This is a genomic window from Shewanella sp. ALD9 (assembly GCF_002836315.1).
Taxonomy (GTDB): Bacteria; Pseudomonadota; Gammaproteobacteria; order Enterobacterales; family Shewanellaceae; genus Shewanella.
Map to the genome: position 1 here is coordinate 509,822 of NZ_PJCD01000001.1, position 26,083 is coordinate 535,904.

The 26,083-nt window shown below is 40.8% G+C and carries 22 protein-coding genes; 10 read left to right on the top strand and 12 right to left on the bottom strand.

Going from position 1 to position 26,083, the window contains the following annotated elements:
* Positions 1–62: 62 nt before the first annotated feature.
* A complete protein-coding gene (locus CXF88_RS02345; protein ID WP_101085163.1) occupies positions 63–284 on the bottom strand; it encodes a DUF465 domain-containing protein in 222 nt (73 codons plus the stop codon).
* Between the two features lie 439 nt (positions 285–723).
* Between CXF88_RS02345 and udp the strand changes: the two genes are divergently transcribed.
* Positions 724–1,482 (top strand): uridine phosphorylase, encoded by a 759-nt coding sequence (gene udp / locus CXF88_RS02350; protein WP_011638840.1) that lies wholly within the window; start codon positions 724–726, stop codon positions 1,480–1,482.
* A gap of 171 nt (positions 1,483–1,653) precedes the next feature.
* Here the strand turns inward: udp and CXF88_RS02355 are convergent, their stop codons facing one another.
* The gene (locus tag CXF88_RS02355) at positions 1,654–2,406 is read right to left on the bottom strand and encodes an outer membrane protein OmpK (RefSeq protein WP_101085164.1); all 753 of its coding nucleotides are present in this window, start codon (positions 2,404–2,406) and stop codon (positions 1,654–1,656) included.
* 509 nt (positions 2,407–2,915) lie between these two features.
* Between CXF88_RS02355 and CXF88_RS02360 the strand changes: the two genes are divergently transcribed.
* From CXF88_RS02360 to CXF88_RS02370, 3 genes are all read left to right on the top strand, one after another.
* Positions 2,916–3,377: an NfeD family protein gene (locus CXF88_RS02360; RefSeq protein ID WP_101085165.1), complete on the top strand. Its 462-nt coding sequence runs from the start codon at positions 2,916–2,918 to the stop codon at positions 3,375–3,377.
* A 229-nt stretch (positions 3,378–3,606) separates the two neighbouring features.
* Complete coding sequence (locus CXF88_RS02365) at positions 3,607–4,536, top strand: slipin family protein (protein WP_101085166.1); 930 nt, start codon at positions 3,607–3,609, stop codon at positions 4,534–4,536.
* 2 nt (positions 4,537–4,538) lie between these two features.
* Complete coding sequence (locus CXF88_RS02370) at positions 4,539–5,474, top strand: stomatin-like protein (protein WP_162024400.1); 936 nt, start codon at positions 4,539–4,541, stop codon at positions 5,472–5,474.
* Positions 5,475–5,653: 179 nt separating this feature from the next.
* Here CXF88_RS02370 and CXF88_RS02375 read toward each other — a convergent pair whose 3' ends face one another.
* A complete protein-coding gene (locus CXF88_RS02375) occupies positions 5,654–6,532 on the bottom strand; it encodes a LysR family transcriptional regulator (protein WP_101085168.1) in 879 nt (292 codons plus the stop codon).
* Positions 6,533–6,963: 431 nt separating this feature from the next.
* Between CXF88_RS02375 and uvrD the strand changes: the two genes are divergently transcribed.
* The 4 genes from uvrD (at position 6,964) to CXF88_RS02395 (ending at position 12,173) form a co-directional block, all read left to right on the top strand.
* Positions 6,964–9,147 (top strand): DNA helicase II, encoded by a 2,184-nt coding sequence (uvrD, locus tag CXF88_RS02380; RefSeq protein ID WP_011638834.1) that lies wholly within the window; start codon positions 6,964–6,966, stop codon positions 9,145–9,147.
* Positions 9,148–9,184: 37 nt separating this feature from the next.
* Positions 9,185–10,045, top strand: coding sequence for a 4-hydroxybenzoate octaprenyltransferase (ubiA, locus tag CXF88_RS02385; RefSeq protein WP_101085169.1), 861 nt, complete (start codon positions 9,185–9,187; stop codon positions 10,043–10,045).
* A gap of 33 nt (positions 10,046–10,078) precedes the next feature.
* The gene (locus CXF88_RS02390; protein WP_101085170.1) at positions 10,079–10,999 is read left to right on the top strand and encodes an alpha/beta hydrolase-fold protein; all 921 of its coding nucleotides are present in this window, start codon (positions 10,079–10,081) and stop codon (positions 10,997–10,999) included.
* 154 nt (positions 11,000–11,153) lie between these two features.
* Positions 11,154–12,173, top strand: coding sequence for a hypothetical protein (locus CXF88_RS02395; RefSeq protein ID WP_101085171.1), 1,020 nt, complete (start codon positions 11,154–11,156; stop codon positions 12,171–12,173).
* A 141-nt stretch (positions 12,174–12,314) separates the two neighbouring features.
* On the opposite strand, the gene CXF88_RS02400 is transcribed toward CXF88_RS02395, so the two are convergent.
* The 3 genes from CXF88_RS02400 to ubiD form a co-directional block, all read right to left on the bottom strand.
* Positions 12,315–12,893, bottom strand: coding sequence for a nucleoside triphosphate pyrophosphohydrolase family protein (locus tag CXF88_RS02400; protein ID WP_101085172.1), 579 nt, complete (start codon positions 12,891–12,893; stop codon positions 12,315–12,317).
* Positions 12,894–13,021: 128 nt separating this feature from the next.
* The gene (gene fre, locus CXF88_RS02405; protein WP_101085173.1) at positions 13,022–13,720 is read right to left on the bottom strand and encodes an NAD(P)H-flavin reductase; all 699 of its coding nucleotides are present in this window, start codon (positions 13,718–13,720) and stop codon (positions 13,022–13,024) included.
* Positions 13,721–13,800: 80 nt separating this feature from the next.
* Complete coding sequence (gene ubiD / locus CXF88_RS02410) at positions 13,801–15,282, bottom strand: 4-hydroxy-3-polyprenylbenzoate decarboxylase (protein ID WP_101085174.1); 1,482 nt, start codon at positions 15,280–15,282, stop codon at positions 13,801–13,803.
* Between the two features lie 487 nt (positions 15,283–15,769).
* On the opposite strand from ubiD, the gene CXF88_RS21965 reads away from it, so the two are divergent.
* Positions 15,770–16,324, top strand: a complete 555-nt coding sequence (locus CXF88_RS21965) for a hypothetical protein (RefSeq protein ID WP_197708403.1) — start codon at positions 15,770–15,772, stop codon at positions 16,322–16,324.
* On the opposite strand, the gene CXF88_RS02420 is transcribed toward CXF88_RS21965, so the two are convergent.
* The 3 genes from CXF88_RS02420 to CXF88_RS02430 form a co-directional block, all read right to left on the bottom strand.
* Positions 16,294–17,622 (bottom strand): diguanylate cyclase, encoded by a 1,329-nt coding sequence (locus CXF88_RS02420; RefSeq protein ID WP_101085175.1) that lies wholly within the window; start codon positions 17,620–17,622, stop codon positions 16,294–16,296. The two genes, CXF88_RS21965 and CXF88_RS02420, sit on opposite strands and share 31 nt — an antisense overlap.
* A gap of 3 nt (positions 17,623–17,625) precedes the next feature.
* Positions 17,626–18,603, bottom strand: coding sequence for an ABC transporter substrate-binding protein (locus CXF88_RS02425; RefSeq protein WP_157822763.1), 978 nt, complete (start codon positions 18,601–18,603; stop codon positions 17,626–17,628).
* A 245-nt stretch (positions 18,604–18,848) separates the two neighbouring features.
* Positions 18,849–19,499: a hypothetical protein gene (locus CXF88_RS02430; RefSeq protein ID WP_101085177.1), complete on the bottom strand. Its 651-nt coding sequence runs from the start codon at positions 19,497–19,499 to the stop codon at positions 18,849–18,851.
* A gap of 419 nt (positions 19,500–19,918) precedes the next feature.
* Between CXF88_RS02430 and CXF88_RS02435 the strand changes: the two genes are divergently transcribed.
* Positions 19,919–22,408, top strand: a complete 2,490-nt coding sequence (locus CXF88_RS02435; protein WP_101085178.1) for an EAL domain-containing protein — start codon at positions 19,919–19,921, stop codon at positions 22,406–22,408.
* Between the two features lie 1,174 nt (positions 22,409–23,582).
* On the opposite strand, the gene CXF88_RS02440 is transcribed toward CXF88_RS02435, so the two are convergent.
* The 3 genes from CXF88_RS02440 to mgtE form a co-directional block, all read right to left on the bottom strand.
* Positions 23,583–23,834, bottom strand: a complete 252-nt coding sequence (locus CXF88_RS02440) for a transposase (protein WP_101085179.1) — start codon at positions 23,832–23,834, stop codon at positions 23,583–23,585.
* Between the two features lie 19 nt (positions 23,835–23,853).
* Positions 23,854–24,006 carry a hypothetical protein gene (locus CXF88_RS21880; RefSeq protein WP_157822764.1) on the bottom strand — a complete coding sequence of 51 codons (153 nt, stop codon included), beginning with the start codon at positions 24,004–24,006 and terminating at the stop codon, positions 23,854–23,856.
* 520 nt (positions 24,007–24,526) lie between these two features.
* On the bottom strand, positions 24,527–25,891 hold the full coding sequence (gene mgtE / locus CXF88_RS02445) for a magnesium transporter (RefSeq protein ID WP_101085180.1): 1,365 nt from the start codon (positions 25,889–25,891) through the stop codon (positions 24,527–24,529).
* Positions 25,892–26,083 lie beyond the last annotated feature (192 nt).

The following is a 26,083-nucleotide window of genomic DNA, read 5'->3' on the forward strand; positions in this document are numbered from 1 at the left end:
TTAATGGTGTAGTTTGACGACATCCTAAAGGACGCACTAGCGTCCTTTATTTTTATGTGCGCCTAAACCTCTTGTTGATGATTTTTTAAAATATCTAATATTTGTTCTTTAAGGTGTAATCTCGTGCTTTTAATTAGTTTTAATTCAGCTGTTGCATCACTACTACTGTGCTTTTCTAGTGCGGTAATTTGCTCATCGAGTTGATTGTGGTCATTAAACTTTTTGATAAAGTGCTTATCTGTGACTTTAAGTTTAGAGATTAAGTCTCGGTACTCTGGAAACATAAGTTACTCCTTTAAGCTGAGTCAGCGGATTTCGGGCTCATTTCAATTTGTATTCATCAGATGTTATGCCAATAACCATGATGCTTGCTTTAGCAGCAACACAATTTGGAAATGAGATGTGTTGAATCTAATATTGATTAACTTTATGCTCAGTGGTTATGCTTACCTTCAGCCTAAAACCATTTTAGCGAGGTTAACTTGATGTAAATCACGTTAATGATTGTTAAGCGAGATAAGATATTTGTTGTTTCTATCGACCTTCAACTATGCTGAAACGGGTGTATTTGGTGGGATTTGGACATATATTAGTAATAATTTAACGAATGAATATTAACTATTATGAATTTATATGTGATCAAGTTAACCTTATCCCCCTAAAGACTAGGTTAAAGTCTGGGTTATAAGAATTTAATATTCAAAACTGAAAGGGGTTTTCACAATGTCCGATGTATTTCACTTAGGATTAACTAAAAAAATGTTAGATGGCGCTACCTTAGCAATCGTTCCTGGTGATCCAGAACGTGTTAAGCGTATTGCTGAGTTAATGGACAACGCAACGTTCTTAGCGAGCCATCGTGAATACACAAGCTACTTAGCTTATATCGATGGCAAAGCCGTGGTTGTGTGTTCAACCGGTATCGGTGGCCCATCAACTTCTATTGCGGTTGAAGAATTAGCACAATTAGGTGTGAGAACTTTCTTACGCGTAGGTACAACTGGAGCAATTCAGCCGCACGTAAACGTGGGTGATGTGATTGTGACTCAAGCTTCTGTGCGTTTAGATGGCGCAAGCTTACACTTTGCACCGCTTGAGTTCCCAGCAGCAGCAGACTTTGAATGTACAACTGCTATGGTTGCAGCATGTCGTGACGCTGGTCTAGAGCCGCACATTGGTATTACTGCTTCTTCTGATACTTTCTATCCAGGTCAAGAGCGTTACGATACTGTTTCTGGTCGCATTACGCAGCGTTATGTTGGCTCTATGAAAGAGTGGCAGTCAATGGGTGTGCTGAACTATGAAATGGAATCAGCTACGCTATTTACAATGTGTGCAACTCAAGGTTGGCGTGCAGCATGTGTTGCCGGTGTTATTGTAAACCGCACACAGCAAGAGATCCCTGACGAAGCGACAATGAAGAAGACTGAAGTAAGTGCCGTGTCTATTGTTGTAGCAGCAGCGAAAAAATTATTAGCTTAAGCTAACGTTTTAACCATCACGTTATAACAAGAGATTGTGTTAAGGCTGATGACGTTAAAACGGATTACGCAAAACAAATTGTCTCAAATCAATGAGTGTTGAAATGTAATCATTAAAAAAGGTGCCTAGGCACCTTTTTTGTTATCTAATTTATATCAATAGCGGCATCAATTAGAAATGATATTGCGCAATAATTGAGTAGGTATTTTGGTCGATACCCGCAACACCGTATTTGCTTTGCCAGTAATCATATTCAAAACCTACCAACAGTTTGTTTTGCTTGTGATCACCGAACAGTGTTTTACCTAAGTCATACTTTATTTGTGGGTTGATGTGCAGGTTTTCGTCGTAGCCGTTGTTGTCGGCAGAAAATACCCAATCAATGAAGCCATCTATAATAATGTTGGCATTGCCCACTGGCATATCGATTCTAAATACCGGCGTAAACTGCCAACCATCACTAATATTACCACTGCTTATTGCATCTCGGCGGTAAGTGTTCAGTTGTAAATAGCTAAAAAATGGCACGTCAAGGTCTACACCAATACCATAAAGCATGCTGTGAACTGGGCCTTCACCTTCTTCGTAAGTTAATGCTAAAGAGACATCTTTTATCGCACCAAAGCTCACTGGCTGACCCAATATTTTGCTAGCACTGAAGCGCGGAGATATTTCGCCATAAGTCGAACTATCAACACCGTTATTATTACCATTAAAATTAATAAAATCTTGGAATGCAAACCAATCGCCATACTTCCAAGCACCGGCTGTTTCTAGGGTAATGGTTGTTTGTCTTTCTGATGGCGCTAAGTCATAGTTTTCGCCATGCAAGACAGTAGCGCTAACATCCCACCATTGAACTAAATCGTCAGCAAAAACATTTTGTGAGAGTACTAATGTGGCTAAAAGGTAGATTTTTTTCATTTTTCTTCCGGTTAGTAAAATGATCAGAGACGTCAATTTTGACAGTTTAAAGGTAAGTTTTATAGCGATCGAGGTTAAATTTGTGACCTATTATTCCCAATCGTGCACAATGGGGCGCAATATATTCAATATTTTGAAAGAGCACAATTAAAACCGACCAGAATGTACAGATTTCATTGTTTTCATCATCAATATAATCTTATGACAGGTATTAGCACTGTCAATGCGATGTAACGCATAAAGGTGTTTGATTGGCGCTGTTATCTTACTTAAAACGAATACCACCATGGTGACAAATAAAATGTCACTTTGCAGTAATACTGATTTGTATAGGGGGACTTATTATTACAGTTACTCATTACTAGCGATACGTATTCGTGTGGTAATGGTAAGTTGATGAATCGTTTGTCCCGTTTACTGTTCGCAACAACGCTTTGACATAATATGTCGCATTAATAAATAAAGCTGTTATAGTGAATTTACGGACATTCTCATTTATGGGGGAGAATATGGAGCTTGCAAATCCGATCGCAGTCTGGCTAGTGCTTGGGCTGTTATTGATGATCTCGGAGATTATCATTCCGGGTGGTATCGTTATTTTATTAGGTGCGGCTTGCGTTATCGTCGCAGCAGCACAAGCTGTTGGCATTATCGATGGCTTGGTACAAAGTCTGACATTATGGTTTATGGCTTCAATGGTGTTATTACTGAGTTTTCGTCATGTGACCCAGCGTTTAGTGGGCGGCGATTCACATGTCGATAATACCGATGAAGAGGCGGATCTTTATAATCAAGTCGCTATCGTTAAGCAAGCCATCGGCCCTGGTCAAAAGACCGGTCGAATTAGCTGTTTGGGTACTGATTGGACTGCTTTAGGTGATGGTACCGTGATAAAAAAAGGTACCAAAGTCAGGATCATTTGTCGGGATAATATTGCTTTTGTTGTTGAACCTATCATCGATTCTGTATAGCGATTTAGTTGATAACCTTTTGTTGCCGCGAGTTATTACTGCGAGTTGTTACCGCGAGTTGTTACGGGAGTTGAGGTTATTGAGTACTTAACTGTAAAAAATTCAGATTATTGTGATATGAATATTGTTTTGTCATTATTGTTTCGTAAATTAAGTATTGTTTCGAAATCGTCGTGTTGTGATTGCCGTTAAGTGTTATCTAGGAAAGTCAGATTAAAAGGGAGTAGATATGTTTGTGTTAACAATCGTTTTTTTATTTGTAATGTTCATTTTGTTCAAACTAATGTTAATTGTGCCAATGCGTGAAGTGCATGTTATTGAGCGTTTGGGTAAGTTTCGTACCGTGCTCGAGCCAGGGTTTCATTTTCTTGTTCCTTTTGTCGATCGGGTTGCTTATCGCCACGACACTCGTGAAGAAGTATTAGATGTGCCGCCGCAGAGTTGTATTTCAAAAGACAACACCCAGTTGGAAGTTGACGGTTTAGTCTACCTTAAAGTGATGGACGGCAAGCTGGCCAGCTATGGTATTGAAAACTATCGCCGTGCAGCGGTTAACTTAGCGCAAACAACCATGCGTTCAGAAATAGGTAAGCTGACCTTGTCGCAAACGTTTTCTGAACGTGACAGCTTGAATGAATCCATTGTGCGCGAAATTGATAAGGCTTCAGATCCTTGGGGGATAAAAGTATTACGTTACGAGATTAAAAATATCTCCCCTTCAATGAAAGTTATTCACACCCTTGAAAAACAAATGGAAGCAGAGCGTCGCAAGCGTGCCGAGATCACTTTGGCCAATGCTGAAAAAGCAGCAATGATCAATATGTCGCAAGGTGAACGTCAAGAGGCGATTAATTTGTCCGAAGGTCAAAAACAAAAGCGCATTAATGAGGCTTTAGGTACAGGGCAAGAAATTTCTATTATTGCCACTGCAAAGGCAGAAGGCATGGAAATGATCTGCAAAGCCTTAACGGTAAATGGCGGCAATGACGCCATGAATATGTTGCTTAAAGAGCAGTTTATTGGTCAAGTGGGCAAGATTTTATCTGAAGCTCAAGTCTCTGTTGTGCCTGCTGAAATGGCCAAGCTAGAAGGCTTTTTTGAAGGTATGGAGCAAGTAACTCATGCCGTATCAAACTCATCAGCAAAAGGAGCCCGCTAATGTTGATTAACGGAATTGATACTGATTTTATTGTGATGGCTATCTGGGGCGTAATTTTTGCTATTTTTGTGCTAAAACTATTCCAGTCTATCTGTCTTGTACCGACCAAGTCGGCTTATATTGTTGAACGTTTAGGTAAATATCACAATACCTTAGATGCAGGCTTCCATGCACTGATCCCTTTCGTTGATAAAGTGGCTTATATCCACGACTTAAAGGAAGAAACGATTGATGTACCGCCACAAGAATGTTTCTCCAGTGATGAAGTTAATGTTGAAGTGGATGGAGTGATTTATATTTCGGTTACCGATCCCGTTAAAGCCAGTTATGGTATTACCGACTACCGCTATGCCGCCATTCAACTTGCTCAAACAACTACGCGTTCTGTGATTGGTACCTTAGATTTAGATCGTACTTTTGAAGAGCGTGATGTGATATCAGCCAAAGTGGTTGAAGTTCTCGATGAAGCTGGCTCTATGTGGGGCATTCGAGTGCATCGTTACGAGATTAAAAATATCACCCCACCAGAAACAGTTAAAAACGCCATGGAAATGCAGGTGAATGCCGAGCGGGAACGTCGGGCATTATTAGCTAAAAGTGAAGGTGACAAGCAAAGTAAGATTAATCGTTCAGAAGGTGTGATGGCAGAAACCATTAACCGTTCTGAAGGTGAGATGCAACGCCGCATTAATGAGGCCGAAGGTAAAGCGCAAGAAATTCTCACTTTAGCTAAAGCAACTGCTGAGTCGATAGAACGATTAGCGGTGGTTATTTCATCTGAAGGCGGACAAAGTGCATTGCGTATGCAACTTGGTGAACAGTATATGAAGCAGCTAGATGGTTTAAGCAAACCTGATAGCCGTATTGTGTTACCGGGTAATCTAGTTAATTTTGAATACTGGATGCAAAGTATTGGCTTAAAAGACGATAAAAAATAATCGTTATTACTGCTATGTCACGCCACCGCGTGACGAACATTACATAAAAAAGGTTAGCGATTTCGCTAACCTTTTTTATTGTTTTTACCGCCGCAGTCTATTTAAATTATACCTATACCGCTGCAGTCTGTTTTAATTATGCTTTTACCGCTTTTACCGCTTTTACCGCTTTTACCGCTTTAACTGGGAACCATCTCTCGAAGTAAATGTTCGCAAAAGGCTTTTGCCACAGGCGATTGAGGACTTTTGGTCGAATAGGCCAAGCTGATGTCGGCAAAGCCAATGCTGTGTTGCGGCAGAACATTGATTAATCGTCCCTGATTTACCGCCTCGTGAGCAATAACATGAGGTAATAAAGCGATACCCGCCCCGGCTAAACATAAGTGATATAACGAGTTAAAGTCGCTGCAGATAACTTTATAATGAGTTGGTACATTTGCATGCTGAAAATGCCAAGTCTGCTCTAGTTGCCCATGTGCATCTCTAAAGCCTAGTAATGAATGGTATTGTAAGTCATCGGTATTTTCGATCAGTGATGATTTTTCTAAATAACTTGGGCTAGCATAAATTTTACGCTCAAAAGTCGTCAATTTATGTACAGCAATGTTGGCACCGTTTACTTGACCGACATCAATAATCAAGTCGAGCCCTAAACGATTGAGCTCTTTACTGCCACCAGACACAATTAACACCTCTAATTGGACTTGCGGATACGCATGAATGAAGTGAGCGATATATTCATCCATCAACTTGTCGACGAAAGGCAATAAACCAATGCGTAAATTACCTTGTACTTCATCATGACGATGTTTAAACACATATCCGGCATGATTTAATTGATTCACTAAAGGTTCGATTTGAGCAAGATATTGTCGACCTGCAGAGGTTAAGGCCATGACTCTTGTTGTGCGAGTAAATAACGGTGCCCCGAGCTGTTTTTCTATTTCTCCAATCCGGCGGCTGACTAATGCTCTGCGAGTATCAAAAGATTTTGCCGCTTTTGAAAAACTGCCTAACTTTGCTACAGCAATGAATAGCTCTAAATCTTTGATATTCAATATGGCAACCTATACAGCTGAAGCTGTGGACAATAAATCCATTTTAATGGACTTTTTAGTATTAATGGCATTGAACATATCGATCATAAACCGACATGTCACCAGATTTACTCGCCATAAAAAGCAAACTTAATCTAGTTTCTTTAGTCATGAATGTGAGTGTTTAATAGCCTATTAGGCCAATTACTTAACGCTAACATTAATTAATTGTTTATTTTATATAGTAATTTTCGCTTACAGCTTTGTCAATTTAGGTGTGATTTTCGCGGTTAGAACATCACAAGTGAGTGATTTTAGTGACTTTGATATTAATGTCGTCTAAAGGTTCACTCTGCTACCTAAGGTGATAGTGGGCATAAAATAGCTGAAGTATTGCACGCCATTATCTCGCTATTTAAGATATAATGCCTCGCAGATTTCTGGGAGGAAAAATGGACGTATCATCATTATTAGACGGCCTAAACGATAAACAGCGTGAGGCAGTCGGCGCGCCACTTTCAAATATGTTGGTGTTAGCGGGTGCCGGCAGTGGTAAAACCCGTGTATTAACCCATCGTATTGCGTGGTTAATGCAAGTTGAACAACAAAGTCCATATTCTATTTTGGCAGTCACCTTTACCAACAAAGCCGCGGCAGAAATGCGTGAACGGGTGGAAAAGGTCGTGGGCACTAACATGGGGCGGATGTGGATCGGTACCTTCCATGGTTTAGCGCATCGGTTATTGCGAACCCATTATCAAGATGCCAATTTACCGCAAAGTTTCCAGATTATCGATTCTGACGATCAGTTACGTTTACTGAAACGCATTCTTAAAAGCCTTAATTTAGACGAGAAGCAATATCCTCCTCGTCAGGCCCAAGGCTATATTAACGGCAAAAAAGACCAAGGATTACGTCCTAAGCATATCGATGCGGGCGGTTTTCCGATTGAACAAAATTTACTGAATATTTATAAGGTTTACCAAGAGTCTTGCGATCGCGCAGGTTTGGTCGACTTTGCCGAAATCTTACTACGAGCTCATGAATTATGGCTCAATAAACCGCATTTACTGGCACATTACCAAGAACGCTTCCGTCATATTTTAGTCGATGAGTTTCAAGATACCAACGCGATTCAATATGCGTGGATCCGTGTGTTAGCCGGTAACACAGCCAATGTGATGATTGTCGGTGATGACGATCAATCTATTTACGGTTGGCGTGGTGCGCAAATTGAAAACTTACATCGTTTCTTAAAAGACTTCTCAGGTGCAACAACCATTCGTTTAGAACAAAATTATCGTTCAACAGCGAATATTTTGAATGCCTCTAACGCTGTGATTGCCAATAACCCAGATCGTTTGGGCAAAGAGTTATGGACCGAAGATAAAGATGGCGAGCCCATTTCGGTCTATTGCGCCTTTAATGAAATGGATGAAGCCAAATTTATTGTTGGACGCATTAGCGACTGGCATGAAAAGGGCGGCAGTTTGAGCGAGTGCGCCATTTTATATCGTTCAAATGCGCAATCGCGAGTATTAGAAGAAGCCTTTTTACACAAAGGGTTAGCGTATCGTATTTACGGTGGTCTGCGCTTCTTCGAGCGACAAGAAATTAAAGATGCTATGGGCTATATGCGTCTGATTAATAACCAAAATGATGATGCGGCATTCGAGCGTGTGGTGAATACGCCAGCTCGTGGTATCGGCGATCGTACTTTGGATATCATCCGCTCAACCGCTAGACAGCATGAACTGACGCTGTGGCAAGCTTGCGTGAGTTTAATCGAAGAGAAAGTCCTTGCCGGGCGTGCGGCTAATGCCATCAATGGCTTTATGGAACTGATTATTGCGATGCGAACGGATACGGCAGATATGTTGCTGTACCGGATGGCTGATGATGTGATTGACCGTTCAGGCTTGCGTACCATGTACGAGGCCGAAAAAGGCGAGAAAGCCCAAGCTCGAATTGAAAACTTAAACGAGTTGGTTACTGCTGCGCGCAGTTTTGAAATGCCTGAAGAGCTTGAAGACATGGGCGAACTTAATGCCTTTTTGTCTCATGCAGCATTAGAAGCTGGCGAAGGTCAGGCTGATGCCTTTACCGATGCCGTGCAGTTGATGACATTGCATTCAGCCAAAGGGCTTGAGTTCCCAATGGTGTTTATGGCGGGCGTTGAAGAAGGATTATTCCCGAGCAAGATGGCACTGGATGAAGGCGATCGTTTAGATGAAGAGCGCCGTTTGTGTTATGTCGGTATGACCCGTGCTATGCAAAAACTGTACATCAGTTATGCTGAGTCTCGTCGTATTTATGGCCGTGAAGATTATGCTAGCCCATCACGGTTTATTAACGAAATTCCCGAAAAGTTTGTTGAGCAAATCCGTATACGTGCTCAGGTTAAGCCGTCAGTTAGTCAGCGTTTTCCTGCTAAGGCTACGGTTGCCACTAAAAAACCTCATGGTTTTAACGACACCGGTCATAAAGTGGGTTCTAAAGTGAAGCACTTTAAGTTTGGTGAAGGGGTCGTGACTAGCTTTGAAGGTTCTGGTGAAAAAGGACGTGTGCAGGTTGAGTTTGTCGATTTTGGCAGTAAATGGCTGTTGGTGTCGTTAGCAAAACTAGAGCGTTGTTAACGTGTTTCGCTTGCTAAATCATGGAGAGATGACGCCAATGACATTGCAAGATAAGCTTCGTGCTTATGCACGATTAATGCGGATAGATAGGCCTATTGGTACCTTGCTTCTGCTATGGCCGTGTTTAATGGCACTGGTGTTAGCGGCTCAAGGGCTGCCAGACATTAAGGTGTTGTTAATCTTTATTGTTGGCGTGGTGATTATGCGCGCCAATGGCTGCATTATTAATGACTTTGCCGATCGTAAACTAGATGCTCATGTTGAGCGTACGAGTATGCGACCGTTGGTGTCGGGGGAAGTGTCTGTTAAAGAGGCACTGACTCTATTTACCCTCTTAGGTTTGGCTGCGTTTTGCTTAGTATTATGGCTTAATCCACTGGTAGTGCAGTTATCTGTGGTGGGGATTATTTTAACGGTGATGTACCCGTTTATGAAACGGGTGACCAACATGCCACAAATGTTTTTGGGCATTGTGTGGAGTTGGTCAATTCCGATGGCCTATGCCGCTCAACTTGGTGAAGTGCCAGTTGAAGCGTGGTGGTTATTTATGGCCAATTGGTGTTGGACGGTAGCGTACGACACCATGTATGCCATCGTCGATCGTGACGATGACTTAAAAGTAGGCATTAAATCAACGGCTATTTTATTCGGTCGCTTTGATCGACAGATTATCGGTTTGTTTCAACTTGCTGCACTAGGGTGTTTTGTGATGGCTGGGCTGGTGGCCGACCGTGGGATTATTTACGGCTTAGGTATTATCAGCTTTATTGGTTTTGCCGTGTATCAGCAACGATTAATTTTTGGTCGTGAACGTGCACCATGTTTTAAAGCCTTTTTAAATAATAACTGGGCCGGAATGGTATTGTTTATCGCACTTGCGTTGGATTATATGATTTAACGTTTGTGGTTTATTACCATAGGGCAGGGATGCATGAAAACAATTTATGGGTTAATCGGCGCGATAATGTGTTGTGGGCTATCTCTAGCCAGTGCGTCAGCTAACAATGATGCTGTACTGCCAGGCTTAACAAGCAACGCTGTCGATGTGCATTCCACAGCTGCAGTAGTCAATATTCCTCGTACCCGCCAATTTGTGCTTAAAGATGGCGATCGTGACTATCAAGTGATGATCAAGCTCCCCAAAAAATACCAGCAAAATAGTTCACATCAATATCCAGTGATATACATGACTGACTCCATGTATAGCTTGCAAGTAGTGTCTGGTGCGACGCGATTTCCAATGAACAGTAACATGATGCAGCAAGCTATTTTAGTCGCTATAGGCTATCAGAGGCCAAGCAAAGGTTCGGCGAGTCGGATCCGCGACTATACCCCAAGTCACGATGCGAGTTGGAAACTACCCACTGGCGAGGCCAAGCGACACGTTGCTTTTATCAGCCAGGTTGTTATGCCCTTCGTTGAAAAAAACTATCGGGTCGACAGCCAACAAAACACCTTTGTGGGTAATTCGCTAGGCGGGTTAATGGGTGCTTATATTTTATTAGAACAGCCAAAGTTATTTAATTATTACGTATTGGGCAGTCCATCTCTGTGGTTTGACAATAAACAATTATTGCAGCAGTTTGCTCAGCGTTTTAGTCAAACACCAGCAATATCTGCCAAAGTGTTTATTGGCATTGGCGAATTAGAAAAACCACCTTATACCGATAATGGTCATCAGATGGTTGCAGATGCGCAGGCTTTATTTAAACAACTCCAATTCCATCCATCGGCGCAATCTGGTGACTTAGCACTCAAGCTGCTAGTCATCCCCGAGGCCGATCATTCGATGGCTTTTCCTACCACCGCGATTCATGGTTTAACTTGGCTGTTCAAGCGCAACTTATCTTGATACCCGTTCACGGCAATTTTTAGTAACAATTTTTGTGCCAATCAATAGCGGTGAAACTAATGTTTGCTGATATGTTAACAACTTGTATCTTCACGTTTATATTAAGAATAATGATATGGCGTGGGTCAGTAACATATACAGGGATAAGTATTCAATGAGAGCCACGGTTAAGTATCGGTTAGTCTTTTTAGTCTTAATGGTGTTGGGTTTTGTGATAGGCGTTCAGTGGACACCAGAGTCGTTAACAAGTGACGCTGATAAGTGGTCGTTATATCTTATTTGCGGATTGTATTTTGTGTTACTGCCACTGAGCTACTGGTATTGCATTATTAAAATGGGTGGCCAGAAACTGTGGAAACTGATTGTTATTTTCAGTTTGAGCAGCTTGGTTGCTCGGTTAAGTTTTCCTGCTGAAGTCGCGCATTATTTTGAGTTTATTGCATGGTTACGCTATCCGATTATTGCGGTGCTGTTGGTCATTGAATTGTATTTGGTGGTGAGTGTTGTTCGTGGCTTGATTAAGGTACGAAAGCTTAAGGGCGATCCTAGAGTTGGGGCGGTAGAAACGTATCGGGATGGCGATGATAAAAGCTTAACTATTGCGCTTATTCTCGCCAGTGAAGCCACTAACTGGTTTTATTCTATCCCATGGTTCTCACGTCATCATCCACCAGTAATTGCCAATATCAATCTTGTTAGCGCGACACGCTGGCATGTGTGGTTAATGCTAATTGGTTGTGTTGGTGCGTCGAGTCTGAGTTACGTATTACTGGCATCGTGGAGTGAGTGGGTGGCGATTATTGTCTCGAGCATTATTGCCTATACCTTAATGTCTATCGTGGCTAACCATCGATTATCACGTTATTACTCTTTGTATTTAATCAGGGATAACTTAGTGATCAATAATTCATTGTGGGGATTTATGGTAGTGAACATTGCCGATATTGCTAGTGCCGCTGATCAACAATCAACTGAATTAAATAAAGATGAGCCAGAAACCATTATGATTGGCCGTGGGCAGAGTAATGTCACTATTACCTTCAACCGTCCGGTCATTTATCATGGTGGTATGGGTCAGTTACCCGAACCGATGAAAACGGTGCATTTGAGTGTGGATGAGCCGCAGCGATTCATTCAGGCGCTTAATAATGCTAAAATCTCGGTGGCTGTGTAACCGGAAACGTCATAAAAAATGCGCTGATAAAAGCGCATTTTTTTATGGGTAAATCAGTACTCGCAAGTGAAAGCCCTGTAGTTGATTGGCTGATTAGTCTCGCACTAACTTAGTCTCGTACTAACTTAATCTTGCACTAACCTAGTCTCGTACTAACTTAGTTAAGTCTGCAGGGCGATAATAAACTGATTTTAATACTTTGCCTTGGCGAACCACTTTACCCGCCATATCGACATCTTTAGCGCACTTAGCAATAATAAACTCACCTTTAGTGCTACCGACTATCTCAACACCTTGCTTGGCGTAAAAGGCGATGGTTTCATCCAATTCTTGCTGGTTACGGCATACTTTGCTCATGTTGCTTGAGTGCACTTCATCCCAGCATTGGATAAAGTCTATTTCACGGTTTTTAGCCACGTTAAGCAATAAATCGATAAGATAGCTGATCTCTAGACGATCGCTTACCTGAGACGCACCTATGTGCACTAAACGACCCATTAACACATAGACAGAGTCAACAATCGCATCAGCTTGTTCCATGCGAGAGTCTGCTTCTGCAAGCTCGGTCATTTCTTCAATAATTAATGAGGTGTGTAAGGTATCAGCTTTGTCGTCTAGGCTAGCACTGTCGTTAACCGGTAAATCAAAAGTACTGCGAAACTCAAAAATATCGCGATATAAATGGTCATAGATAGGCTGAGTGAGTTGACTGAGTTTCATTGGAGTACCTTATTAATAAATGTGCGCTAATTTTAAATAAATGAGCCATGGAATACAAAGGCAATCAGTCGATTTACCGATAAAAAAACCGGCAAGATAGCCGGTTTTAATGGTTTTATTGGGAAAGCCTATTTGATAAATGCAAAAGCATCACCATACAAATGGGCTTCTTCAATGCCAAGCTCACGGAACAATTCTCGTGCAGTGCCAACCATATCAAAACGGCCAGCAATGTAGATATCGTAGCCATTCAAACTGACAAAATCCTGCTTAATCTGCTCGAGTAGATTAGCTTTTTTACCTTCCCAATTACCGTCAGCAAGTTCTACTACTGGAATAAACTCTAACCAAGAATGATCGGCATGCCATTGACGAGCGATGTCTTGATAGTACATAGCTTCTTCGTTACGACAACCCCAATACAGTTTAGTATTAATGGTTTCGCCGTTAGCAATCTGTGCTTCAACGATACTTTTGATGTATGAGAAACCCGTGCCGCCCGCAATTAAGATGCGTGGTCGATGGCTCTCACTTCGTAAAAAAGCTTCGCCAGCAGGTGCTTCAATATCAATATGTGTCGCTGTTTGTAAGCGTTCAACAACTTGCATTGGATAACTTTCGCTAACCGCGGCACCAATGTGCAACTCAATTAACGCTGCATTAGGCGCGGAAGCAATAGAAAAAGGACGTTTGTCTTTTTCACCCATGACCACAGTTAGGTATTGGCCAGCCTTAAAGTCAAAGGCTGCTTCGGGTTTAAGGAACACTTGGTATACAGCGTCATTAAACGGGGTGACTTTTTCTATCTGACAACGAATGGTTTTCATCTAACGTCCTTTAAACCCTTTTATAATTTTTTATCAACGAGTTAATTATAGCTATTTACGCCCGGATCGGATCGCTGTAGTTACAATGTTGGCATATCTTGTATGCCGAGATCATCCCAAATTTGGTCAATTCTCTGTTTTGTCTTTTCATCCATCACGATAGGGGTTCCCCATTCTCGCGTGGTTTCACCAGGCCATTTGTTAGTGGCATCTAAACCCATCTTAGATCCTAAACCAGCAACGGGTGAGGCAAAATCAAGATAATCTATTGGAGTATTATCTACCATCATGGTATCGCGAATAGGATCCATTCGTGTAGTAATGGCCCAAATAACATCTTGCCAATCACGGCAATTGACATCGTCATCAACAACAACGATAAATTTGGTATACATAAACTGGCGCAAGAATGACCAGGCCCCCATCATGACACGCTTAGCATGACCAGGATATTGCTTACGGATTGAAATCACAGCCATACGATATGAACAACCTTCAGGCGGCAGATAAAAATCAATAATTTCTGGATACTGCTTACGTAAAATGGGGACAAATACTTCGTTCAACGCCACGCCTAACATGGCCGGCTCATCAGGTGGACGACCGGTATAGGTACTATGATAAATGGCGTCTTTACGATGAGTAATGTGAGTTACGGTAAATACTGGGAATGAGTCAGTTTCGTTATAGTAGCCAGTGTGATCTCCATATGGACCTTCTACTGCTGTCTCATCTGGGTCAATATAACCTTCAAGAATAATCTCGCTGGTGGCTGGCACCTCAAGATCGCAGCTAATGGCTTTACAGACTTCAGTTCGTTCGCCGCGCAGTAAACCTGCAAAAGCATATTCACTCATGGAGTCTGGCACAGGAGTGACAGCCCCTAAAATGGTCACCGGATCGCTACCTAATGCCACTACGACAGGATAACGCTCTCCCGGATGAAGCTGTTTAAAGTCTTTAAAATCTAAGGCTCCGCCACGGTGATCAAGCCAGCGCATAATCAGCTTGTTTTTACTTAATAACTGTTGACGATAAATACCTAGGTTTTGTCTTTTTTGACGCGGTCCTTTGGTGATGGTGAGTCCCCAAGTCACTAATGGGGCGACATCTCCAGGCCAGCAATGTTGGATTGGCAACGATGTTAGGTCAACTTCATCACCGGTTTTAACCACTTGCTGACAAGGCGGATTACGCACTGTTTTAGGCGGCATATTTAATGCCTGTTTATACATAGGTATTTTGGCGATGGCATCTTTAAAGCCACTTGGTGGCTCAGGTTCTTTTAAGAATGCTAATAATTCACCGACTTCACGCAAAGCCAAAGGGTCGTCTTTACCCAATGCCATAGCAACACGTTTAGGCGTGCCAAATAAGTTAACCAGTACTGGCATGGTATGGTTGGTCGGATTCTCAAATAACAGTGCGGGGCCTCCAGATCGTAAAACACGATCGGCGATCTCTGTCATTTCTAAATGAGGGTCAACAGGGTAGCTAATGCGCTTTAACTCGCCATTTTTTTCCAAATGATCGATAAAGCTGCGTAAATCTTTAAAACTCATGTTTACCGCCTGTAAATGAAATCCAAACCAATATGGCGCGCACTATAGCATTTTTCTAATATAGGGTTAATACCAATCCATATAAATTGGTATTGCTCTGCGGGGTTCAATACTGGTTAGATTGGATATTAGTTCTTTTCGTTTGAGAGTAAATATCTGAATGTCATTTAATCAGTTCATCAGGTAGTCAGCTATCTAAGGCTATTGTGCCACACCATTAACTGTTATTGATTATTAACTAATCATTTTGAAAGGCTATAAGCGTTAATACCAATAATATAATCACATCAATTGAGGAGGCATCAATTGAGAGTTTATCGAGTGAATGAAATTCTCTAAGTCGTTTGATTATGCTATTGGAGTGAATGATGGTTATAGGTGTGAATAATAATTGAGTAGACCTATCATTTCAGAGCCATAACGGATATCGACTTTAACTCGACTTAGCGTAAACTGGTGGGTGTCGATAATGTGCTGGAGGTGATGTATGCCGATTAATAGATTCCCTGTGTTGCTATGGTCTTTTGGGAGTGGAGTTTGTTTACTATGCAGCTTGACTCTGTCTGTGCAGGCGAAAGTGCCATTGGATATTGCTCTAGGCGATAGAGTGTCACATTCGGTAGGTTATCAACATCAAGGTCGACGTCATTCTTCGCATTATCGTGACCCATGGCGCTGGGGATTTGGTTGGAATAGTGTTTGGGGGCCGACGATTGGGCTTAGTCGATATAATGGCTATGGCAGTCGATATGACAATCGCTGGGGTATAGACGAATATCGTCGCAACAACGATAATTATTACCCTTATCGAACGGTTAATATTGCACCTCGCCAAAGCTACCAAGTCGTTGAACCTGCAGTGATATCTGCGCCGCAGCGAACGACTACTCAAGTTCAATATGCTTCTGGGTTAAGTCGTTTACCTGAAAATGCCAAAGTGATTCAGCGCGCGAACGGTACCGTTTATGAATGGCAAGGCGTTGAATATTATTTTGACTGGAACACTCAAACCTATGAGGTAGCCAAAGTAGAGGCTCCATAGCTGCCTGCATAGAAACAATACTCAATGCTATGGTCTGCTTTAGCCTGGTACATCGCTGTATCGGCTGCAGTGATGAGTTCTCGGCTATTTAAACCATGTTCTGGCAGTACACTAATTCCGATACTGGCGCCAACTTCTAAGGTATGCTTCCCAATAATAATCGGTTGCTTAATACTGGCTAATAGCTGGTTTATTTTATGTTCAATATCAATTGGTTCAGGAAGCATATCAAGCCAAACGATAAATTCATCGCCGCCGAGTCTGCCCACTATATCGGTAGCGCGTAGACTATTAACCAAACGTTTTGCAATGGTCATGATCACTTCATCACCAATACTATGGCCCAGGGTGTCGTTAATATTTTTAAATTTATTAAGGTCAATAAATAATAGTGCCGCTTGATTTTCTCCGCGTAAATCCCTTGCTATAGCAGTATCAATTTGTTTTATGAATGCGCGACGGTTATAAATACCGGTTAGTTCATCATGTTCAGCTAAGAAAATGAGTTGGTCTTGTTGTTCAATTAATTTACGGGTTTGGCTGTCTACTTCTTGCTTTAATTCATCCTTTTTAATGGTGATTTGAGCAAGTGAAAGCTTCATTCTATTGAAGTTATGGGCGAGTGCAGATAACTCATCGGTATCACTGAAATTAATTTGACTCTTTAGGTCTCCAGCCGCAAGTGCTTCCATCCCTTGGTTGAGTGAGGCTAACCCTTTCTTAAATCGAATGAGTGTCATAAATGACCATACGGTGACCAGAATCGCTAATATCAATAGCACCATTCCGACAAGGAATAATAACGTTTGTTGTTTTTGGCTCGCTTGTTTAATCGATAATTGATGAAGATTAAACATTTCTTCAGTCATCTCTTCAATAACCATGCTGTATTTTGCTTTAAATAACCGTTCTGCTGTGAGGGTGGATGACACATCGACTTGTTTACTATGAAAGCTATTTTGAGTATTAATAAGTGCTCTAATATTGGTATTCAGTCTATTCAGGTTTCCAATAATGAGTTTTTGTTGCGTACCCCATTGAATGTCTTCTGAGAGGTTTTTGGCCAGTTCAGCTTGGCGTATATTTAACTCTGATAACCCTTGGTCATCTGTATACTCTTGGTAAAGCCACAGTTGACTACGCAAACTATCAATGTTGATTTGTAACTTCATTGAGTAATTGAGTTGGCGGTATATTTGTTGTTGATAATAGTGAACTTGTATCAATGACAAGCCGACAATCAATGTAAGCAGTGAACAGAGTGTTGCGGTCAGTTTTAGACGTTTAGATAACATCATAAATTACCATCCCGCCTCTAAACTGGTGAACTTTTCAAACAATTTTCGGTCAAGAATCTGCCTAAAATCAACACTATTCTCTTCAGAGACTAATTTATTATCAATTGCCCATTGGCTTTGAGTTTGGATGTTAGAAAAGAGTGCATTACTGAGTGATAACCGAAAAGTATAGTCATTCCAGGAATAACTAAGTTGGGATTGATCGATATCTAATACACGGCTAATTTTCGTCTGAGCAAGATCTGGGTGTGTATGAATATAATCGGTTGCGTCGTTAATTGATTTGAGTAGCGCTAACTTTTCTGTAGTTGATAGCCTTGTCTCTTTAAGCTCGATTAAGTTGAACGATAAGTGGTATAGGCCGCGACTGCTGATGACGTTGGTATTTGAGGGGACTTGTTGTGTTAACAAATAACTTAAGGGCTCCCAAGCTGAAATAATATCAACCTCATTATTTAATAACGCCGGAATAAGCTGCTCCGCAGGTAAATATACTCGCTCGATTGGCTGCTGAGTTTTGTTATACATAATCAATAAACTATCGAAAAAAAACTCACTGGCACTGCTTTTTACTATCCCTATGCGTGCGTGGGCTAAATTATCCAGTTGTTGATATTTTTGCGGTGTTAAACTCAGTAATTTTAGATCATTATCTGATTCGACAAAACTGGCTAATACAGAAAAGTTTGTTTGTTTAAAGCTATTAAACATGACCACAGTTTCTGAGGCCGTGGCGAGGTCAACTTGTTTATTCTTAAGGGCGTCAAAGCATTTCACTCCGCTGTCGAATCTCACTAGCTCAACATTAAGCCCATTCGCTCTAAAGTAACCTTGTTGTTGTGCAATAAAAAAAGGTGCAGAAAGAGGTGTGCCAGATACCGCAATTTTAATGGGGTCTTTTAGGGCGGAAGCGGTAAGTGATTTGCTTGTGCCAAGGTCACAACTGACAATGCCGATTAATATGAAAGTTAAGATAAACATGTTCAACACTTTGATCATAAAGATACTTCAATAAGGAGTGAATAAGGTTAAGTGTAGCGAATGTATTTTTTTTTGATGTTAAATTTTTGCAAACAAAAGATTTTTTAATAATATCAATCAATAGCGTTAGTACTAAGGTATGAGTGATGACATTAATTTATTTATAGTGAGCAATAGGGAAAGCAAGATTATATTTTATTTGTTTATTAATTTCAATGCATTATGATTTGTCTGATGAGTCTGTGTCACTGTTGAATATTCAATATGCGGGGAAATATCTCAGCTAATATATTTTCTGCTTGTTGAAACTTTAATTGGTTAATTGATTGTGTTAATAATTCAATATGTTGTGGTGCAATGAGGTTAAGTGTGTTGGCTATTTTGGCAAATGTATTAATGGCATTCATATTATAGTGATTAACTTCTTCCATTAGCGTGTCATATATCATAATAAATTCGCTGTTCACTGCTAATATCGGCTTGTTCTCTTGGCTATTTGATGCTTGTAATTCCATTTCTAGCAAGGAGGCTAGCATTATCGCTAGATCTTTATTCGTGGTTAATTTCGCCAATAATATCTTATGAAACTGGCTAAATTCAGTAGGAGAGTAGTGTGCTAGTTTAATTTCATGGTTTCGTGCGTAGCAGGCTAATTCGGTGAAACCTAAAGTAGCAGCAGAACTTTTTAGTGTATGCAGCATAGGTGCAAAGTCCGCCGGAATGTTCGGTGAAGCCATGGTTTGTTGGATATACAAGGTTAAGTCATTAATAAACAGCTGAACAGACTTAAAATAGGTGGCTTTATTGCCGCTAAAACGATTAACAGCCTGATGATATTCAAGCTGATGTTCTGCACAAAATAGCGTGATACGTCGTTCAGTATTACTCATGTTCATTTCAAACTCATCTAATTAGTCTACCTGTATTGCCTATGAGTGTTTCAACAGCCTCTCAATAACGATAACTCAATTGTCTATCTGAATATGGTCGCGCTAGTATGTAGGCAGATATTAAGATGCACGTTGGATACATGCTGTGCAAATATATTACTTAACGAAACTGTGTACCATTTTTGTGTTTATGTCGTTTTCGCGTATTCATATCTTTTATGATCAAGCACATTTGGTATCGACTAAGTTAACATAATGTACTTATTATGTAGGTGTTGTTTTCATTAAATTAAGGTAGTGGGTTACGTTGCTGCCTATTATTGATAGACGTAAAAAAATTAAGCTATTATAAATGTATGTTGGTTACAGATAACCTTAAGATTAAATGGATGTTATCTAGCTGAAAATAAGGGAGTTATTTTTCTATGTTGTTATCGGGTTTATCCAATACTGTTTATAAAATTCTGATTATTGACGATAATATTCAAAATATATTTATGCTGGAAGATATTTTGTCGCCTCTTGGTAATATCTTTTTTTCAGAGTCTGGCACTAATGCACTCGCGTTAGTGGATAAAATTAAGCCTGATGTCATTTTACTCGATATTGAGATGCCTGACATGGATGGATGGGAAGTGTGTCGTGCACTCAAAGCTAATCCATTATTTAGCGATATTCCAATTATTTTTATTACCGGCCACACTGAGCCTGAATTTGAAAGGTTGGCGCTAGAAAGTGGTGGGGTCGATTTTATTACTAAACCTTTTAACGCTTCTATTTGTTGTTTACGAGTCCATACACAACTTAAATTTAGGCAGCAAAACCAATTAATTATTAAAGCTAAAGAAGAGCTACAACAATTAGTTAATCAAGTCCCAATGCTTATTACCTATTGGGATGATTTAGGTCAGAATTTATTTAGTAATGACAACACTGGTTTGTGGTTTGATAGCTTGGTCGGTGATGTTAAAAACAAGCATATTTCGACTATTTTTCCTGAAGCGCTCAGTAATGCAATTTTAAATCATCACCGTCATATTACCTCAGATGCATTAAAGTACATTGTCACAGTCCCTAACCGTGACGGTATGAGCTTTTATGAAGTCTTTCAGTCCAAAATGAAATCAAGTGCTGGAGTCGATGGCTACTTGGTTACTGTTGTTGACGTCTCTGAAGTAAAGCATGCTAAGCAAGCGCTGTACTCTGAAAAGGAGCGTCTTCGAGTAACACTCAATTCTATTGGTGATGCTGTTATTGCGACTGACACCAGAGGGCTTATTACTTTTATGAACCCAATTGCGGAGCGCATGACGGGTTGGCGGTTAAAAGAGGCATTACATCAAAAAATTGAAAATGTGATGCATTTGAAAGATTCTGATACTCAGCAGCCATTATTGAACCCGTTATATTTAGCTCTTCGCGAGCAGCGCATTGTGGCAATGGCGCTAAACAGCCTACTTACGTCACGTGGAGGGCATGTTTTTTATGTGGAGGATTCAGCCGCGCCAATCCGTAATGAAAATGGTGAAATGATTGGCGCCATTATGGTGTTTCATGATGTGAGTGAAGCGATGGCGATGGCGATGAAAATGAGCCATTTAGCCAACCATGATCAGTTAACTGATTTACCAAACAGGATATTACTCCAGGACAGACTGAGCGTGGCGTGTTCTACAGCAAGATCTTATGGCACCAAAGCAGCTGCACTATTAATCGATATTGATCATTTTAAATACCTTAATGATTCCTTAGGCCACCAATATGGTGATGAGCTCATTTGTATGATGGCAAGACGAATCCGCTCGTTAATACCTGCATCGTATACATTGGCGAGATTAGGTGGTGACGAATTTGTGATTTTAATGAGCGAGACTCGCTCTGTTGAGGCCTCTTCGCAATTAGCATCTACATTAGTTGAAGCGATGCATGAACCTTTTATTCTTGATAATCAGAAGTTTAATGTGTCGATAAGTATTGGTGTTAGTGTGTTCCCAAATGATGCTTTAGATGCCGAGGAATTAATGAGGCATGCGGACGTGGCAATGTACCGTGCTAAGCAGGAAGGCCGAAATCGCTTCTGCTTTTTCTCGCATGATTTAGAAAGTTCGCTTATGGAGCGCCATCATTTAGAGACTCGTTTAAGAAAAGCATTAATTAATGATGAACTTTTTGTGCATTATCAACCTAAAATTGATTTACAGACAAACATTATTATTGGTGCTGAGGCTCTCGTTAGACTGGCCAATGATGAGGGTGAGCTTATCTCTCCCGCAGAGTTTATTCCATTAGCGGAAGAGTCCGGTTTAATTATTATGCTAGGTAAACAAGTGCTTAATAAGGCCTGTGCTGAAGCTAAACGTTGGTTAGAAATGGGCTATACGATTCCTATTTCGGTAAATGTGGCCGCGGCACAGTTTGCTGATCCCGACTTAGCCGATATGATCAAGAAAGCACTATTGGAGCATAATTTACCGGCACATTTACTTGAATTGGAAATTACCGAAACTGCATTGATGATTGATGCAGCGGACATGCAAAACAAGTTGAGTGAGTTAATATCATTAGGGATTAAGATTGCTATTGACGATTTTGGTACTGGTTATTCCAGCTTGGCCTATTTGAAAAAGTTTAATGTTGATGTAATGAAAATTGATATGTCGTTTGTGAAAGATATGCTCAACAATAAACATGATTATGAAATTGTGAAGACGATTATTTCGTTGGGTAAGTCGATGGGGTTAGTGCTAATTGCCGAAGGTGTTGAAACTGAAGATCAAAGCCTCGCATTAGTCGAATTAGGATGTTTTATGGGTCAAGGTTATTTGTTTAGTCGCCCACTCAATAGCACTGATTTTGAAGCCTTCATATCGCAGAGCAGCAAATGTGTTAAAGGTGTAAATTCCGTCGATGAATAAGCGGTGGCTTATTCAGTTAAGCTTGAGCTGTTTTTGAGTTAATAGAAATGAAAAAGCCCCATTGCATCCTTTGCGTTGGGGCTTTTGTTTGCATTGTCTGTGGTTATATTTATGCCACTAGGGTATCCAACACTCCAATGCTATCAACCTGTACCAATTGATGCTCCAGAGTGTTATCAAGCTCGTGATTATTATTGTTTTGAGCTTGTCAGCCAGAGGCTGGAATAAAAATGACGTTATTGGATTATAGAGTCTGGGGACCCAATAACGCCTGAACTGTTATGTTAGCTGTCTTCTTGACTACTAACGGTAGAGCGATAAAGCGGCAAGGATGCAAGATATTTTGCGCTTATTATTAGAATGTTTGTTGCTGTACGTTATCAACTTGCTTGGGGACGCGTTGTTAACATGGTCAAACATCCTTGCCAAAACGGTTTTGATATTTAGATCCGTAAAACACCTTAATAAAAATGACGTTATTGGATTAATAGAGTCTGGGGACCCAATAACGCCTGAACTGTTGTGTTAGCTGTCTTCTTGACTACTAACGGTAGAGCGATAAAGCGGCAAGGATGCAAGATAGTTTGCGCTTATTTTTATTAGAATGTTTGTTGCTGTGCGTTATCAACTTGCTGGGGGACGAGTTGTTAACACGGTCAAACATCCTTGCCAAAACGGTTTTGATATTTAGTTCCGTAAAACACCTTAATAAAAATGACATTATTGGATTATAGAGTCTGGGGACCCAATAACGCCTGAACTGTTATGTTAGCTGCCTTCCTTAACGGCTAACGGTAGAGCAATAAAGCGGCAAGGATGCAAGATAGTTTGCGCTTATTTTTATTAGAATGTTTGTTGCTGTGCGTTATCAACTTGCTGGGGGACGAGTTGTTAACACGGTCAAACATCCTTGCCAAAACGGTTTTGATATTTAGATCCGTAAAACACCTTAATAAAAATGACGTTATTGGATTATAGAGTCTGGGGACCCAATAACGCCTGAACTGTTATGTTAGCTGTCTTCCTTAACGGCTAACGGTAGAGCGATAAAGCGGCAAGGATGCAAGATATTTTGCGCTTATTTTTTATTAGAATGTTTGTTGCTGTGTTATCAACTTGCTGGGGGACGAGTTGTTAATACGATCAAACATCCTTGCCAAAACGGTTAATGTTACTAACTTGCCATTGTTTGTAATTGTTGACTTAACTGGGCAATCTTTTGTTGTAAATAGGCTATTTCTGATACGATCGCGCCCTTGCTTTCAGTTTGGCGACTATCGTTACTTCTCACCCATTGATAAACCGTTTTAGCCGACACGCCATATTGTTTTGCTACGTCGGATAATAATCGATTATGGTTTTTGACCTCATTAATCACTTGTCTTTGTAAGTCGATTGGATACTGTCTTGCATTTGACATATTCATCAAATAATTTCCTTCCGATTTATCTATGTTTACCTGAGCGAGTTTCAACTTCATCCCACTGACTGCAACCGAGATGTGCTAAGAAAAAAATGTTTTGGCGGCATTGTGCAATGACATTATTGACCATGACATTTATCGATATAATGCTACGTGTTACGGTTATTTTATTCATCGCTATCTCCTACAATTACAATGGACTGCTTAAAAAATAAACTACTACTTAGTAGGTACATATTTCTTATATGGAAAGCTTGTGCCAACTTTGATAAATATTTTTAGTTGTTATTTATCAGTGCATTACCTGTTGCCTGTAGTTTTGTTATTTTTGCGTCGCCAACCAGATTGGTGCAATTGCACTAATGTGGTGAGCATGTGCTGCCGGCAACACATTACGGTTGTGATTGTCGTAGCGCAGTATGGATGACAAATATGGCAAAAAAAGGTCACCTTAATGACAAGATGAAGGCAAGGTTTTCACCGAATGAGTTGTTGCCAGTTGATGGTTTGAAAAACGTTAACAAAGTGAGGCTGCAGACATAGCTGCAAAAGTGATCAGAGTACTAAGCGCTTGGTAAATGAGCTTATGTGTGAAAAAGACTTATGTGTATAGAGACGCCGCCGACGTCCGTAAAATTGCACTAGATAGCGCAATTTCGTTGGACGACATGATATGTACGATTTAAATCAATGGTTTAGTGCATTAAAAATAATGTAGCTAGGCCCAAAAATGCAAATAAGCCAACGACATCTGTTACCGTCGTTAACACCATACCCCCCGCCAACGCAGGATCGATATTTAGCTTTTTTAACATTATGGGGATAGTGGCGCCAGCAAAGCCTGCTACCGTCATATTAATCAGCATGGCACTGCCAATTAATCCACCTAATGCGATGTCGTCTTTCCAAAGCCATACCGCAAAAAAGACCAATACAGACCACATTAAACCGTTCAATAATCCGATGCTTAATTCCTTACCAATTAACCAGCGTGAGTTACTTTGGCCGATATGCCCAAGTGCAATCCCGCGGATGACGAGTGCTAGGGTTTGATTACCCGCAACGCCTCCCATACTCGGTACAATGGTCATTAAAATTGCGATGGTGGCGAATTGCTCTAAGGTACCTTCAAACATGTTACTGACAGATGAGGCTAGTAATGCTGCAAATAGATTGATGGTTAGCCATAGAGAGCGTCTCAGAGTGCTTTTAAGCACAGGGCCAAAGGTATCTTCATCATCATCCATCCCTGCCATTCCCATCATTGAATGTTCGGCATCCTCGCGGATGACATCAATAACGTCATCGATAGTAATTCGACCAAGCAATTTTGCTTGGCTGTCGACGACTGGGGCAGATATCCAATCCATCCGTTCAAATTTTTGCGCCACATCTTTATCGGACATCTCTACAGGAATACTTTCTAATTCTGTGTCCATAATACTGCGGACCGTTACGCTTGGATCGCATGTGAGTAAATCAGCTAATCTTACTCCGCCTAAAACATGATCATGGCGATCCACAACATATAAAGTATCAGTCGTATCAGGTAAATTTCCCCGTTGACGTAAATAGCGTAATACCACTTCGATATTGACATCGGGTCTTAGGGTGACGGTATCAGTATTCATGATACTGCCGGCAGTATCATCTGGGTAACCCAATGCTTGCTCTACTCTATCCCGGTCTTGGCTTCGCATTGATTTGAGCACTTTCTTGTAAACATCATCGGGTAAACTGCGAAGAATATAGGCCATGTCATCTGTATCCATGCCTATTGTGGCCTGGGCAAGCTTCTCTGGTGTCATGCTGCTAATAAGTGAATCTTTAAGCTCTTCACCTAATTCGTCAAGAATTTCCCCAGCATATTGTTGGTCAATGAGTTGCCATAACACCTGACGATTTTTGGGCGGTGATGATTCGAGAATAAGGGCGACATCGTTAGGTGACATGGTATGTAGCATGTTACGGGCATGGACAAACAGACCACTGTCTAGTGCTTGAACGAGTTGATTGAGACGTTGTTCTGTTATCTCATTGTCTAGGTACTCTTTACCCATATATCTACTTCCTATTCGTCATACTTATATTATTCAGTATGTCATTATTCTGGGTTTCTCAGGTTGTACAGTTCAAGGCGTATAAATGCAGAAATAGCTGTCTTTACGTAAGACAATGAAATGCAGAAATAGAATACTTAAATGACTTCTGCGGTGAAATTCTGCAGCAGCCAATGCTGCTTTACATACTAT

What these genes read in the sequence shown, in the direction of transcription:
- CXF88_RS02345 (WP_101085163.1), bottom strand. Translation starts at nt 284, where the DNA reads ATGTTTCCAGAGTACCGAGACTTAATCTCTAAACTTAAAGTCACAGAT.
- udp (WP_011638840.1), top strand. Translation starts at nt 724, where the DNA reads ATGTCCGATGTATTTCACTTAGGATTAACTAAAAAAATGTTAGATGGC.
- CXF88_RS02355 (WP_101085164.1), bottom strand. Translation starts at nt 2,406, where the DNA reads ATGAAAAAAATCTACCTTTTAGCCACATTAGTACTCTCACAAAATGTT.
- CXF88_RS02360 (WP_101085165.1), top strand. Translation starts at nt 2,916, where the DNA reads ATGGAGCTTGCAAATCCGATCGCAGTCTGGCTAGTGCTTGGGCTGTTA.
- CXF88_RS02365 (WP_101085166.1), top strand. Translation starts at nt 3,607, where the DNA reads ATGTTTGTGTTAACAATCGTTTTTTTATTTGTAATGTTCATTTTGTTC.
- uvrD (WP_011638834.1), top strand. Translation starts at nt 6,964, where the DNA reads ATGGACGTATCATCATTATTAGACGGCCTAAACGATAAACAGCGTGAG.
- ubiA (WP_101085169.1), top strand. Translation starts at nt 9,185, where the DNA reads ATGACATTGCAAGATAAGCTTCGTGCTTATGCACGATTAATGCGGATA.
- CXF88_RS02390 (WP_101085170.1), top strand. Translation starts at nt 10,079, where the DNA reads ATGAAAACAATTTATGGGTTAATCGGCGCGATAATGTGTTGTGGGCTA.
- CXF88_RS02395 (WP_101085171.1), top strand. Translation starts at nt 11,154, where the DNA reads ATGAGAGCCACGGTTAAGTATCGGTTAGTCTTTTTAGTCTTAATGGTG.
- CXF88_RS02400 (WP_101085172.1), bottom strand. Translation starts at nt 12,893, where the DNA reads ATGAAACTCAGTCAACTCACTCAGCCTATCTATGACCATTTATATCGC.
- fre (WP_101085173.1), bottom strand. Translation starts at nt 13,720, where the DNA reads ATGAAAACCATTCGTTGTCAGATAGAAAAAGTCACCCCGTTTAATGAC.
- ubiD (WP_101085174.1), bottom strand. Translation starts at nt 15,282, where the DNA reads ATGAGTTTTAAAGATTTACGCAGCTTTATCGATCATTTGGAAAAAAAT.
- CXF88_RS21965 (WP_197708403.1), top strand. Translation starts at nt 15,770, where the DNA reads ATGCCGATTAATAGATTCCCTGTGTTGCTATGGTCTTTTGGGAGTGGA.
- CXF88_RS02420 (WP_101085175.1), bottom strand. Translation starts at nt 17,622, where the DNA reads ATGATGTTATCTAAACGTCTAAAACTGACCGCAACACTCTGTTCACTG.
- CXF88_RS02425 (WP_157822763.1), bottom strand. Translation starts at nt 18,603, where the DNA reads ATGTTTATCTTAACTTTCATATTAATCGGCATTGTCAGTTGTGACCTT.
- CXF88_RS02430 (WP_101085177.1), bottom strand. Translation starts at nt 19,499, where the DNA reads ATGAACATGAGTAATACTGAACGACGTATCACGCTATTTTGTGCAGAA.
- CXF88_RS02435 (WP_101085178.1), top strand. Translation starts at nt 19,919, where the DNA reads ATGTTGTTATCGGGTTTATCCAATACTGTTTATAAAATTCTGATTATT.
- CXF88_RS02440 (WP_101085179.1), bottom strand. Translation starts at nt 23,834, where the DNA reads ATGAATATGTCAAATGCAAGACAGTATCCAATCGACTTACAAAGACAA.
- CXF88_RS21880 (WP_157822764.1), bottom strand. Translation starts at nt 24,006, where the DNA reads ATGAATAAAATAACCGTAACACGTAGCATTATATCGATAAATGTCATG.
- mgtE (WP_101085180.1), bottom strand. Translation starts at nt 25,891, where the DNA reads ATGGGTAAAGAGTACCTAGACAATGAGATAACAGAACAACGTCTCAAT.